Genomic DNA, 14,025 nt, shown 5'->3' with positions numbered 1-14,025 from the left:
GGTTAGTATAATGGCATGTAAAAAAAATTTCCTGAAACCACAACCGGTTGTTCAAAAAAATGTAGTTGATTTCAATAGGATAAATTGTCAAAGAAAAGATGATGCGTCTGCCAATATTTTTAGATCAGAAAAGAATCATTTGTAGACAACGTTTTCCGTTCAGTTTGTCATTTTGGTTCTCTCAATCGAAATGACAAATGATGCGGTGAATAGTTCAGTAAATTTCTTTTGAAAACGTTTTGAGTGAGGGATAGAAGTGAAAAGTCCATCTCGTCTTTTGACGAGACGAGGACTTGCAACAGATAGCCCGGTTCGCCGCGGCGAAACACGCCCAAATTAGTAAGCATAACATATTAAAAATTAACAATTTTAATATAAAAAATAATTTTTTATAAAAGATTTTTAGCTACTTTAGCATAACAGAACGGAACAGAACGGTATGCTAAAAGAAGAAGAAAAATTTGAGTTTATAATTAATCACGAAAGTGATATTCCGAAATACCAACAGTTGGTTGACGGAATTACAAATGCTATTGCGGAGAATATTTTACAAAAGGGAGATTTGCTTCCATCAGTGAATGTGATTTGCAAAACATATCAGCTTTCGAGAGATACGGTTTTCAAGGCGTATTCGATTTTGAAAGATCAGAATACGATTGAATCTGTGCCCAATAAAGGCTATTATGTGGCGGGTGAAACCAGAAAAGTGCTTTTGGTTTTAGATACGTTTAAGGCTTATAAAGAGGTTTTGTATCATTCATTTGTGAACAATCTTCCGGATAATGTGATTACGGATGTGCAGTTTCATCATTATAATATTGATGTTTTTAAAACGATCATTAATAACGGAATTGGGAGGTATTACAAATATGTGGTGATGAATTTTGATCACCAAGAAATTGCTCCGGCTTTGTCGGCAATTTCGAAAGATAAATTGCTTTTGATTGATTGGAATATTCATGCTGAGAAAACGAATAATTATGTTTTTCAGGATTTCGGGAAAGCATTTTATGAGTCTTTGACAGAAGCGGTTGAATTGTTTAAAAAGTATAAAAAGATACAATTTGTGTATCCGGACTTTACAAATCACCCAAAAGAAACGGTTGAGTTTTTTAAGAAATTCTGTGCTGATTTCAATTTTGAATATGAAGTGATTACAGATCCAAAAAAGTTCAATATTGAGAAAGGAATGGCTTATATCAGTGTAAGCGACAGGATTTTGGGACACTTTTTAGAGCAGTGCAAAGACAAAGATTTTGAACCGGGAAAAGATGTCGGATTTTTATCCTACAATGAAACCCCGATGAAGAAATTTATATACAAAGGAATTTCGGTTGTATCAACTGATTTTAAAGATATTGGAACCAAAGCAGCGGCATTTATTACGCATGAAGAAGATACTCAGTGTTATGTGCCGACAAAATTAATAATAAGAGAATCATTGTAAGTATGTATTATATCGGATATGATATTGGAAGTTCTTCTGTCAAGGCAGCCTTGGTAGAAGTTGAAACGGGAAAAAAAGTAATCGTTTTGAATGAACCGCAAAACGAAATGGAAATTCTTTCGATTCACCCGGATTGGGCGGAGCAGGATCCTGAAATTTGGTGGCAACACATTTGTACAGCGACTAAAAGAGTAATTCGTGAAGCTAATATAGACGCATCGAAAATTCAGGGAATTGGTATTTCGTACCAAATGCATGGATTGGTGATTGTGGATGCAGCTGGAAATGCACTTCGAAATTCTATTATTTGGTGTGACAGCCGTGCGGTTGAAATTGGAAATAAGGCTTTCGCCGAAATCGGAGAAGAAAAATGCATGTCACATTTATTGAATTCACCGGGGAATTTCACAGCTTCGAAATTAAAATGGGTTAAAGAAAATGAACCTGAAGTTTACAATAAAATTGCTAAATACATGCTTCCGGGAGATTACATCGCTTTGAAATTAACAGGCGAAGTAACGACTACCAAAAACGGTTTGTCTGAAGGAATGCTTTGGGATTACAAAGAAAATAAAGTAGCCGATTGGCTTTTGGATTATTACGGAATCGATCAATCGTTGACTCCAAAAATTGTAGAGAATTTTACGAATCAGGGAGTTGTTACTGAAAAAGCTTCAAAAGAATCTGGGCTTCCAGCAGGAATTCCGATTGTGTACAGAGCCGGAGATCAGGCCAATAATGCTTTGTCATTAAATGTTTTGAATCCGGGCGAAGTGGCGGCAACGGGCGGAACTTCGGGAGTATTTTATGCAGTAAGCGAAATGTCATCTGGAAAAAGCACGAGAGTAAACAATTTTGTTCACGTAAACTACGAATTAGAAACGCCGAGAGTTGGTAAACTTTTGAATATTAACGGAGCCGGAATTCAGTACAGATGGCTTCGTAATAATATGGGCAACGAAAGTTACGAGGCAATGAACGAAAAAGCTTCAAACGTTGAGGTTGGATCGGAAGGCGTTGTTGTAATTCCGTTTGGAAATGGTGCAGAACGCATGTTCAATAATAAAAACATCGGAACGCATTTCTTAAATCTGAATTTGAATATTCATAACAGTGCACATTTGTTTAGAGCTTCTCTTGAAGGAATTGCTTTTTCGTTTGTGTACGGAATGGAATGTTTAAAAGAGGATAATGCGACAATTAATGTGATTAGAGCCGGAAATGATAATCTTTTCCGTTCGGAGATTTTCTCGAATACTGTTGCGACTTTAATTGGTCACGAAATTGAAATTTACAATACAACAGGAGCAGTTGGAGCGGCGAGAGCGGTTGGTTTAAAAGATGGAGATTACAGCAAGTTTGGTGCGAATGTAAGCGACAACGATCACGTAATGACGTTTTTACCACTTCACAACAAAGAGCCTTATGAAACGGCTTATAAAAAATGGAAACAAGAATTAGAATTAATATTAACAACTAAATAAGAGATAAAATGATAGTTTTAGGAGATAAAGAATACTACAAAGGTATTGGCCAAATTAAATTTGAAGGAAAGGAATCTGATAATCCGTTGGCATTTAAATATTACAATCCAGATCAAATTGTAGCTGGAAAAACAATGCGTGAACACTTTAAATTTGCAATCGCTTACTGGCATACTTTCTGCGGACAAGGTAGCGATCCATTCGGACCAGGAACGCAGCAATTTGCTTGGGATGTTTCATCGGATCCATATCAAGCTGCAAAAGATAAGGCAGATGCTGCTTTTGAATTTATCAGCAAAATGGGATTCGATTATTTCTGTTTCCACGATTACGATTTGATTGCGGAAGGACCAACTTTTGCAGAATCAGAAAAACGTTTGGCTTTTATTACGGATTACTTAAAACAGAAAAAAGCAGAATCTGGAATTAAATTGCTTTGGGGAACTTCAAACTGTTTCTCAAACCCAAGATTCATGAACGGAGCAGCTACAAATCCAGATTTTAATGTAGTAGCAAGAGCTGGTGGACAAGTAAAATTAGCGCTTGACGCAACAATCGCTTTAGGTGGAGAAAACTATGTATTTTGGGGCGGTAGAGAAGGCTATATGTCTTTACTAAACACAGATATGGGAAGAGAATTAGACCATATGGCCCAATTCCTTACAATGTCTAGAGATTATGCAAGAGCACAAGGTTTTAAAGGAACTTTCTTCATCGAGCCAAAACCAATGGAGCCATCTAAACACCAATACGATTTTGACTCGGCAACTGCGATTGGATTCTTAAAAAATTATGGTTTAGATAAAGATTTCAAAATCAATATCGAAGTAAACCACGCTACATTGGCACAACATACTTTCCAACATGAATTAGAAGTTGCGGCAAAAGCTGGAATGTTAGGAAGCATAGATGCAAACAGAGGAGATTACCAAAACGGATGGGATACAGATCAGTTTCCAAATAACATTCAAGAGACAACAGAGGCAATGTTGGTTTTCTTAAAAGCTGGCGGATTGCAAGGTGGTGGAGTTAACTTTGATGCTAAAATCAGAAGAAATTCTACAGACTTAGAAGATGTTTTCTTAGCGCACATTGGCGGAGCTGATACTTTTGCAAGAGCTTTACTGACTGCAGATAAAATCATCACTTCTTCTCCTTACGAGAAATTAAGAACGGAAAGATACAGCTCTTTTGATTCTGGAAAAGGGAAAGATTTTGCTGAAGGAAAATTAAATCTGAAAGATCTTTATACTATCGCTCATGAAAATGGAGAATTAAATCTTCAAAGTGGTAAACAAGAATTGTTTGAAAATATTATTAATCAATATATTTAATTGATTGACAAACTGTAAATACAGTTTTTGCATAAAATAATTTTCGGTTTTGTGTGAGGTTACAAAATCGAAATGAAGATTGTTTTTTGTAGTTTTTCTTCTCTGGTGCATATTTGAAGGTTAGTTGATGCGCCAGAGAAAAATTTATTAATTAGTAAGTATGGCCGTTGGATGTTGAAGCGTTGACGGCCGTATATTAATTCTGTACTCAAAAAGATAGTTTTCTGCCGTCTTTTTAAAGCAATTTCTTTTGCTTTTTATTTCAAATTAAAACATAAAAACCATTTCATCTTTATTTGAGATTCATTTTGTAATGAATTGAAAATATGAAATCTCTATTAACATAAAAACCAAAAATCAATGAAATTTTTTATTGACACAGCAAATTTAAATGATATAAAAGAAGCGCAGGCATTAGGCGTTTTAGATGGCGTAACAACAAATCCGTCGTTAATGGCAAAAGAAGGAATTACTGGAAAAGCCAATATTTTAAAGCATTATCTGGATATCTGTAATATCGTTGACGGCGATGTTTCGGCAGAAGTAATTTCGACAGATTTTGACGGAATGATTAAAGAAGGTGAGGAACTTGCGGCTTTGCATCCGCAGATTGTGGTGAAATTGCCAATGATTGCTGACGGAATTAAAGCCTGCAAATATTTTTCGGATAAAGGAATTAGAACGAATGTGACTTTGGTATTCTCTGCTGGACAAGCGCTTTTAGCAGCAAAAGCGGGTGCGACTTATGTGTCTCCATTTTTAGGAAGATTGGATGATATCTCTACTGACGGAATGCATCTTATTGCCGAAATCAGAGAAATTTATGATAATTATGCTTTCAATACACAAATTCTTTCGGCTTCTGTACGCCACACAATGCACGTAATCAATTGTGCCAAAGTAGGTTCTGATGTTATGACTGGGCCATTGTCGGCCATTAAAGGTTTGTTGAAACATCCTCTTACTGATATTGGTTTGAACCAATTTATAGAAGATGCTAAAAAAATGAATTTATAAGATTTTAAAATCTGTTGAGCATCAAAATGGAAAAATTAGAAGTAATTACGATCAAAAACAAATCGGCATTAGAAATGACAATTTCTAATTTCGGTGCAACAGTTATTGGGTTAAAAGTTAAAAATTCAAAAGGTGAAATCTATGACGTTGCAGCAGGTTTGAAAAATGCTTCTGATTATCTTGAAGCGCCTTATTCAAATGTAAAGCTTTTTTTAGGTTCAAGTATTGGACGATACGCGGGCAGAATTTCTGGCGGTGAATTTGAGATTGATGATATTGTTTATAAGATAGAAAATCAAGATGGTGTTCATCTGCATGGAGGTGAAAACGGTTTTTTTAAAAAATTCTGGTCAGTAAAAGAAGTGGCTGACGATTTTGTTGTCTTATCTTATCTGAGCAAAAATAATGAAGAAGGTTATCCAGGAAATTTAAATGTCGAAGCACGATTTGAGTTGACTCCAGAAAACGAAGTCAAAATAACTTATACTGCAAATACTGATTTGTCAACTCCTGTAAATTTGACAAGCCATGTTTATTTTAATTTAAACGGAAAAGGATCTGTTTTAGATCACGAACTTCAAATCAACAGTGATTTTCATTTAGATGTTGACTCGCAATTACTTCCCACAGGAAAATTGAATAAATCGGAAGGAACTGATTTTGATAGAAATGAAAAAGCTAAAATCAGAAGAGAAGATTTTAAAGGTTATGATGATACTTTTGTATTTAACGAAAATCAGTTGAAAGCATCTTTATCTTCTGCAGAAAGTGGCATCAATATGGATATTTTTTCCAATCAGCCTGCAATGGTTGTTTATACGCCAAAGGAATTTCCGGTTTTGCCTTTTTCAAATAATGATCAATATGAAAAGTTTCCTGCAATTTGTTTTGAACCGCAAAATTTTCCAGATGCTCCAAATAAAAAACACTTTCCGGATTCAATTTTGAGAGCAGGCGAAAACTATCTAAATGAAATGATTTTTGCATTTACTTTTAAATAAATTACATCCAAATAAAATTCTAAAGCTTCTTTTTTCAAAAGAGGCTTTTTTTATTGTTTTATGCAAGCGATTGTGTTAGAATCGATTCTTTTTTTAGACAAAATAAAAACTTGATTCGGAATCATTTCCGGGTAATGAATAATCGTTTGAGATTACGTTTTTTAATTGTTTAAACTACACTTATTTTTATCTGATTTTACTGATGTTAAAATGCTGTAAATCTTAATTTTATTGAGTTTTGTAGAATTATTAGTTATTTTTTAAAATCAATAAATATAGACTTGAATGTTTTGTTAAAAAAGAAGTTTTGTTGTTAATCGTTTAATTATTTGGCATCAAAATTATTCAGTATTTAATTTAAGTGATAATTATTTTTGGAATAAATAAAAAAATAATACACAACCGGTTGTGTGATTTGAATTTTTATTTATATTTGTTAAAGAAATGCAAAATGATATGTTTTTTGATCTTGTAAAAAACATAAAATTCTGCTTAAAACTTTCAACTAACTCAAACCATATATTAATTATCTAAATCAATTTTTATGACTGACTTTTTTACAATGAAAAGCAAAAAAAAGCTCCTGAAATGTCTGGGGTTTTTATCCCTTATGTTTCTGTTTTCTGTGGGCGCCACCGCTCAGACTACAGTATCGGGAGTTGTTTCTGATGCAAATGGACCAATTCCAGGAGCTAATGTAACTGTTAAAGGCACTAAAAACAGTGTTGCTACAGGTTTTGACGGAAATTATTCTATAGCTAATGTTCCTTCAAATGGAGTTTTAGTATTCAGTTTTTTAGGTTTAAAGGATAAAGAAATTCCTGTTGCAGGAAAAAATAAAATAAATGCAGTTTTAGAAGAAAATCAAAATAATCTGCAGGAAGTTGTTGTGATAGGATATGGTACGCAACGAAAAGAAGCCGTAACAGGATCTGTGTCTTCTATAAAAGGAGACGTAATTCGTGAAGTACCAGCGGCAAACGTTACACAGGCTTTACAGGGCCGTTTAGCGGGTGTACAAATGAATCAAACTTCTTCGAAACCAGGTGCTGAGATGCAAATTCGTATTAGAGGTACACGTTCGTTAACGGCAGATAATAATCCACTTGTTGTATTAGATGGAGTGCCATTTGCAGGATCAATTGGTGATATCAGTCCAGATAATATTAAAAGTATTGATATCTTAAAAGATGCTTCGGCAACTGCTATCTATGGATCAAGAGGAGCAAATGGTGTTATTTTAATATCAACGAATAAAGGATTAAAAGGGCAAAGAGCTAAATTTTCATACAATACATATAGTGGTTTGAAAACCATTTTTGCTAAATTCCCAATGATGAACGGACCTGAATTTGTTGCTTTGCGTAAAGCGGCTACACTTCCAGGAACAACTACTCCGCTTTATACAAATGGTGTAGACGAAGCTGATAATATAAATACAGATTGGCAGGATTTGATGTATGGCGCAGGTTTGGTAACCAATCATGATGTTGGTGTTTCGGGCGGTACTGAAAACGGAAACTATAATTTTGGAACAAGTTATTACAAAGAAGAAGCAGTAGTGCCAGGGCAGGATTACAGCCGTATAACATTGAGAGCAGCTGTAGATCAGGCGATAGGACAGTACTTTAAAGTTGGTTTTACGACTAATAATAATTATTCTATTTCAAACGGTGCAAATTTGAGTTTGTACAATACTTTAAGTACGACTTCAATTGCTAATCCGTACAATGCAGATGGTTCTTTGAAAAGAACCGTTAAGATGCCAATAGATGAAAACTGGGTATATACAAGAGATGTTATAGAAAATTTGGGAGATAAATGGATCGATCAGACAAAAGCTTACAGTTCGTACAATACTTTATATGCTGAAGTAAAAATACCAGGCGTAGAAGGTTTAAAATATCATCTCGATTTAGGCGGTAATTTCCGTACTACTAATGGAGGTCAATATACAGGAGAAGGAGTATTTAACATTAACCCAACAACAGTTTCTACGGCTTCTGTTACAAACACTCTTAATACCAACTGGACGATTCAAAACTTGCTTACATACGATCGTACTTTTGGAAAACATCAAGTGAATGCAGTTGCTATGTATTCAGCAGAACAAACCACATATAACAAATCACAGATTTCTGCCAGAGATATTCCTTCAGATGCTTTTCAGTTTTACAATTTAGGAAGAGCGGCAGGTGAAATTTCAGTTAATCCAGACAATCAGGATTATCAACAAAGCGGATTGGTTTCTTACATGGCGCGTGCTATGTATTCTTATGACAATCGCTATATGCTTACAGCGACAGTTCGTTCTGATGCTTCTTCAAGACTTGCTAAAGGACATCAATGGCATACTTATCCTGCGGTTTCTGCTGGATGGAATGTAAAAAATGAAGCATTTATGCAGAATGTTAATTGGCTTGAACAATTAAAATTGCGTGTAGGTTATGGAGAAACTTCTAATCAGGCAGTTGCACCTTATTCTACATTAGGAAGTTTGGCTTCAAGACCATATAATTTTGGAGAGACAAATGCAACAGGTTATTATGTTTCAACATTGCCAAATCCTGATTTAGGCTGGGAATATTCGACTACAATGAACTACGGTGTTGATTTTGGTTTTTTCAAAAATAGATTAACAGGTACATTTGAATATTATGTTACAGATACAAAAGATATTCTTTTAAGTGTTGGTTTGCCTCCAACAGCAGGTGTGGGAAGTTACACTGCAAATATTGGACAAACTCAAAATAAAGGTTATGAATTTACGCTTAACGGAGCAATATTCGACAATCCAAATGGTTGGTCTTGGGATGTTGGCGTTAACTTCTATTCTAATAAAAACAAACTAGTAGCATTATCTTCAGGACAAACAAGAGATGAAAACAACTGGTGGTTTGTAGGGCATCCAATTGATGTAATCTTTGATTATGAGAAAGTAGGGCTTTGGCAACAAGGAGATGCAAATCTTACTAAATACGAGCCAGGAGGAAACGTAGGTATGATTAAAGTAAAATATACGGGAGATTTTAATGCAGATGGTTCGCCAACAAGACAAATTGGACCTGCAGACAGACAAATCATAGATGTAAATCCTGATTTTCTTGGAGGTTTCAATTCTCGTGTAGCCTATAAAAATTTAGATCTTAGTGTAGTAGGAGCTTTCCAAAGCGGAGGTGTTTTGATCAGTACACTGTATTCTTCAACAGGTTATTTGAATATGTTGAGCGGTCGTAGAGGAAATGTGGATGTAGATTATTGGACACCAGAAAACACTGATGCAAAATATCCAAGACCTGGAGGAATTTCAAGTAATGACAATCCAAAATATGGATCTACTTTAGGATACTTTGATGCTTCTTATGTTAAAATCCGTACAATCACTCTTGGTTATAATATTACTGAAAAATTCATTAAGGATTTAGGAGTTGATAGATTTCGTTTGTACTGCACAGTGCAGAACCCATTCGTAATTTCATCACCTTACCACAGAGAAACTGGTATGGATCCTGAAACCAACTCATACGGTAACGAAAATGCAGCAGTAACTGATTTCTACAAAAGACGTTTACTGACATTAGGAACAAATACTCCTTCAACTCGTACCTTTTTGCTTGGCCTTAATTTAACATTTTAAAAAAGATAACAATGAAACCTATACAAATAAAAACTTTTATGGCAACAGCAATGTTAACGCTGTTCCTAGGAGCATGTTCTAATGTTTTAGAAGAAGAACCTCGCAGTATTTATACTCCCGAATATTTTAAAACCGAAAAAGGGGTAGTTGGAGGATTGACATCAATGTATGCACATTTACGCTATATCTACGGACAAGGTTATTACTACAATACGACAGAAACCGGAACGGATGAAGCGACTTATGCACAAAGTGCCGATGCTAATTTTAAAGATATGGATCTTTCTGGCGTAGGATCAATTACGCCTTCGTCAAGCCGTGCTGATGCTTTGTGGCAACCGGCATTCATCAACATTAATACAGCGAGTGGAATTATCGAAAATGCTACAGCAATTGGAACTGTTTCAAATGCAATGATTGCTGAGGCTAGATTCTTTCGTGCATTTGATTATTTCTTGTTAGTTCAGACTTTTGGTGGAGTGCCATTAGATTTGGGTGCAGGAGAATTGAAATTTAATACAAGCCCGTCAAGATTTTCTGTTAGAAATACAGTACCGCAAGTTTACACTAAAGCTATTTTTCCTGATTTAGTAACAGCCGTAAATGATTTACCAGATGCAGGTAGAGTAAAAGGTGGAGTAACTAAAACAGCTGCAAGACTTTATTTGGCTAAAGCGTATTTGACATATGCATGGTGGTTGAAAAATCCAAATAATATTCCAACTTATCCTGAAACAACTCGTGTTGATCCAGATGGACATGATGCGGCGTGGTATTTCCAGAAAGCTTATGATGTAGCAGCAGCAGGTATTGACAGCCATGGCGCATTTGCATTGCAACCAACTTATTATGACGTAAATTTAGGAAGCAACGACCGTAACAGCGAAATTTTATTGTATGCTGATCATACGGAGAAAAGCGAATTTTATAATGCCAGCAGTCTTACGTTTTCAAACGGTAATGCTCCAGAAAACTTTGCTGTTTGGATGATGACGCCAAATTATACCGTTATCAGAAGTTCAGGTGTGAGTTCAGTACAACGTGAAGCAGAACAGCATTTAGGACGTCCATTTATTCGTATGTGTCCAACTATTGGCGCAATTGCAAATACATTTGCTGATAAAACAAACGATTCTCGTTACGATGGAACATTTACTACAGTATATCGTGGAAACTGGAATAAAGCGGGTATCACAACACCAACTTTAAATAATGCAAACGGATTGCCAGTTGCTCCGGGAGGAGCAATTCTTTCCTTCTTAAATGCTGAAAATCCAGCTATTGTTTATGCAGCAGGAAATGGTCCTGAAGGAGGAGCTGTTGGTGCAGGAGTTTTAGCAGGAAGATCTGATTTTGTTATTGCTCCAAGCGGAATAAGCAGAATTATATATCCAGGTTTATGGAAATTAGGAACGTACAGAACAGACAACGGAACTGGACTTGGTTCTCCAAATGGAGCTAGCACACGTCCTTATAATATTGCAAAATTGTCAGAATTATATTTAATTGCTGCTGAAGCAAATGTTATGGGAGCAGCTCCTCAAGGTGGAAAAAGTGCGAGAGAACTAGTAAATGTTTTACGTGCTCGTGCTGGAAAATGGAGATTTGATAACAATGGAAATGTAGCAAAATCTGCTGATAACAGTGCGGCAATGACCGCAGCAACGCCAGCAGTTATTGATATCAATTATATCCTGGCAGAACGTTCTCGTGAATACTTTGGTGAAGGATACCGTTGGTATGATTTGCTTCGTACTCAAAAATGGACAGAACTTTCAAGTTCATACCAGATTTGCGGTCCAGCTTATGGAAATCACACGCCACTTACAGTTGCTAGAGATATTAAGCCGTACCATTATTTACGTCCAATTCCTCAGGTTCAATTTGATGCAATGATTATGACTAATGAAGAAAAAGCAGCATATCAAAATCCTGGTTATTAGGAATGAATCCTGATTTTTCCGAAATCAAATGATAAGACAAGTAAAGCAGCAATTAAGTTAGATAAGGTTGTAAGTAAGTGTTATTTTACAGAATTGGTTAGAACTGCAAATACATTTGTTTTATAAAAGAAAGCCGAGAGTTGAGCCCTCTCGGCTTTTTGGCGTCAGATGTAAGGGAGAATAATTATATTTAAAAAAGATTTCAGAATTTAAGCAGATAAATAAATTGTAAAAATGAGAAAAGTATTAATTCTTATCAGTGTGCTTATTTGTGGCACTATTTATTCTCAAATAAAACTTCCAAGGCTTATTAGCGACGGAATGATTTTACAGCGCGATATTCCTGTGAAAATTTGGGGATGGGCGGCGCCAAATGAGAAAATAGAAATAACCTTCAATAAAAAAAAGTTTCAGACTACAACTTCTCAAGATGGAAATTGGATTCTGACTTTGCCTTCTCAAAAAGCGGGAGGGCCATATGAAATGACTTTAACGGCAAGCAATACAATTGTTGTAAAGAATATTTTATTTGGAGATGTTTGGCTTTGCTCCGGACAATCGAATATGGAGCTTCCTATGGAACGTGTAAAAGATAAATACAGCGGTGTTATTTCAAAGATTAATAATTCGGAAATAAGACAATTTTTAGTGCCGGATCAATATGATTTCTCAAAAGAAAATACCGATTTGTCAAGTGGAGAATGGAAAGAAGCAAACGCATCAAATATTTTGAGTTTTTCGGCTGTGGCTTATTTTTTTGCAAGCGAAATTTATGCAAAATATAAAGTTCCAATTGGATTAATCAATAGTGCTTTAGGAGGTTCTCCAGCTGAATCCTGGCTTAGTGCAGATGCAATTAAAAAATTTCCTGATTATGATGCCGAATATCAGAAATTTAAAGATGGAACTTTAGGCGCACAAATTGAAGCAAATGACAAAAAAGTCAGCGCCGATTGGTATTCTGAAGTAAATCGTCAGGATGAAGGTTTAAAAAAACAATGGTCAAAAGCGGATTTTGATGATATCGACTGGCCGGTTATGAATATTCCCGGATATTGGACCGATTATGCTTTAGAGAAAACTAACGGGGCAGTTTGGTTTAGAAAAGAAGTTAATTTATCGAATCTAAAAGCTTCATCAGCAAAATTGATTTTAGGAAGAATTGTAGATGCCGATTCGGTTTATGTAAACGGAAATTTCGTTGGAACAACTTCGTATTTATATCCGCCAAGAAAATATTCTTTTGATCCAAAATTATTAAAAGAAGGAAAAAATGAAATAGCCATCAGAGTTATCAATAATTCCGGAAAAGGCGGTTTTGTTGAAGATAAACCTTATCAGTTAGTTCTTGATAAAGATTCGATTGATTTGAAAGGAGAATGGAAATACAAATTAGGAGTAAAAATGGCTCCTTTGCCACCGCCAACTTTTATTAGATGGAAACCTGTCGGACTTTATAATTCGATGATTGCACCTTTGAAAAATTACGCAATAAAAGGCGTGCTTTGGTATCAAGGTGAATCAAGTACTAAAAAACCTCAGGAATATGGTGCTTTGATGGAAACCTTGATTACTAGTTGGCGAAAAGAGTGGAAGCAAGGTGATTTTCCGTTTTTATATGTGCAGCTGACGAATTTTATGGAACCAAAAACAGAGCCATCCGAAAGCAATTGGGCGGCGCTGCGACAACAGCAAAAAAATACTTTAGCAGTTCCAAATACAGGAATGGCGGTAACTATTGATTTAGGAGAATGGAATGATATTCATCCTCTAAATAAATACGATGTCGGAAAAAGATTGTCTTTACAAGCCAGAAAAGTAGCTTATGGAGAAAAAAACATAGTTTCTTCGGGACCACTTTTTAAATCAATGGAACAAAAAGGAAATCAACTTATTTTGTCTTTTTCAGATACAGGAAGCGGATTAATAGCTAAGAATAACTCCAGTTTAAAAGGTTTTGAAATCGCAGGAAGCGACGGAAAATTTGTTTGGGCAAATGCCAAGATCGAAGGAAATAAAATCAAAATTTGGAATGAGAATATTTCAAAACCAGTAAAAGTTCGATACGCTTGGGCGGATAACCCAATTGAGGCAAATTTATATAATAAAGAAAATTTACCAGCTTCACCTTTTGAGGGAAGTTTAGATAAATAAAGATTAAA

8 protein-coding genes are annotated in these 14,025 nt (G+C 35.4%); all 8 read left to right on the top strand.

Going from position 1 to position 14,025, the window contains the following annotated elements; translation table 11 throughout:
• Positions 1–439: 439 nt before the first annotated feature.
• Positions 440–1,447 (top strand): GntR family transcriptional regulator, encoded by a 1,008-nt coding sequence (locus FN795_RS13450; protein WP_142451074.1) that lies wholly within the window; start codon positions 440–442, stop codon positions 1,445–1,447.
• A 2-nt stretch (positions 1,448–1,449) separates the two neighbouring features.
• On the top strand, positions 1,450–2,931 hold the full coding sequence (locus FN795_RS13445; RefSeq protein ID WP_142451073.1) for a xylulokinase: 1,482 nt from the start codon (positions 1,450–1,452) through the stop codon (positions 2,929–2,931).
• 8 nt (positions 2,932–2,939) lie between these two features.
• Complete coding sequence (gene xylA / locus FN795_RS13440; protein WP_142451072.1) at positions 2,940–4,265, top strand: xylose isomerase; 1,326 nt, start codon at positions 2,940–2,942, stop codon at positions 4,263–4,265.
• A 360-nt stretch (positions 4,266–4,625) separates the two neighbouring features.
• Positions 4,626–5,282, top strand: a complete 657-nt coding sequence (fsa, locus tag FN795_RS13435) for a fructose-6-phosphate aldolase (protein ID WP_142451071.1) — start codon at positions 4,626–4,628, stop codon at positions 5,280–5,282.
• 26 nt (positions 5,283–5,308) lie between these two features.
• A complete protein-coding gene (locus FN795_RS13430; protein WP_142451070.1) occupies positions 5,309–6,283 on the top strand; it encodes an aldose epimerase family protein in 975 nt (324 codons plus the stop codon).
• A gap of 610 nt (positions 6,284–6,893) precedes the next feature.
• Positions 6,894–9,920 (top strand): SusC/RagA family TonB-linked outer membrane protein, encoded by a 3,027-nt coding sequence (locus FN795_RS13425; protein ID WP_317131763.1) that lies wholly within the window; start codon positions 6,894–6,896, stop codon positions 9,918–9,920.
• 11 nt (positions 9,921–9,931) lie between these two features.
• Positions 9,932–11,863, top strand: a complete 1,932-nt coding sequence (locus FN795_RS13420; RefSeq protein WP_208743579.1) for a RagB/SusD family nutrient uptake outer membrane protein — start codon at positions 9,932–9,934, stop codon at positions 11,861–11,863.
• Between the two features lie 234 nt (positions 11,864–12,097).
• Positions 12,098–14,017: a sialate O-acetylesterase gene (locus tag FN795_RS13415; RefSeq protein ID WP_142451068.1), complete on the top strand. Its 1,920-nt coding sequence runs from the start codon at positions 12,098–12,100 to the stop codon at positions 14,015–14,017.
• Positions 14,018–14,025 lie beyond the last annotated feature (8 nt).

Origin of the sequence: Flavobacterium resistens, from assembly GCF_900182645.1 — a bacterium.
Lineage (GTDB): Bacteria > Bacteroidota > Bacteroidia > Flavobacteriales > Flavobacteriaceae > Flavobacterium > Flavobacterium resistens.
This window is presented reverse-complemented; position numbering and strand designations above follow the sequence as displayed.

Bases quoted from the DNA above. Each gene is read 5' to 3' on its own strand.
- FN795_RS13415 (WP_142451068.1), top strand. From the start codon at position 12,098: ATGAGAAAAGTATTAATTCTTATCAGTGTGCTTATTTGTGGCACTATT.
- FN795_RS13430 (WP_142451070.1), top strand. From the start codon at position 5,309: ATGGAAAAATTAGAAGTAATTACGATCAAAAACAAATCGGCATTAGAA.
- xylA (WP_142451072.1), top strand. From the start codon at position 2,940: ATGATAGTTTTAGGAGATAAAGAATACTACAAAGGTATTGGCCAAATT.
- FN795_RS13420 (WP_208743579.1), top strand. From the start codon at position 9,932: ATGAAACCTATACAAATAAAAACTTTTATGGCAACAGCAATGTTAACG.
- FN795_RS13450 (WP_142451074.1), top strand. From the start codon at position 440: ATGCTAAAAGAAGAAGAAAAATTTGAGTTTATAATTAATCACGAAAGT.
- FN795_RS13425 (WP_317131763.1), top strand. From the start codon at position 6,894: ATGTTTCTGTTTTCTGTGGGCGCCACCGCTCAGACTACAGTATCGGGA.
- FN795_RS13445 (WP_142451073.1), top strand. From the start codon at position 1,450: ATGTATTATATCGGATATGATATTGGAAGTTCTTCTGTCAAGGCAGCC.
- fsa (WP_142451071.1), top strand. From the start codon at position 4,626: ATGAAATTTTTTATTGACACAGCAAATTTAAATGATATAAAAGAAGCG.